A 233-nucleotide genomic window follows, 5' to 3' on the forward strand; every position below is an offset into this window, starting at 1 on the left:
TATCGAGGCCGGCGAAGGCCGATACGAGCATGAACAGCGTCGAGCGCGGCAGGTGAAAATTGGTCATCAGCATGTCGACGGCCTTGAAGCGGTAGCCGGGCGTGATGAAGATACCGGTGGCACCCTGCCAGGGCTGGATGGTGCCGTCGTCATCGGCAGCACTTTCGATCAATCGCAGCGACGTCGTCCCGACGCAGATGATGCGTCCGCCCCTCGCCTTCACGGCATTGAGC

The 233-nt window shown here is 62.2% G+C and carries 1 protein-coding gene; it reads right to left on the bottom strand.

Going from position 1 to position 233, the window contains the following annotated elements:
- A partial coding sequence (locus ACPYOI_RS37150; protein ID WP_481424317.1) for an S-adenosylmethionine:tRNA ribosyltransferase-isomerase occupies positions 1-233 on the bottom strand: 233 nt, incomplete at both ends.

It is taken from the genome of Rhizobium sp. SVR5-2C (assembly GCF_056755115.1).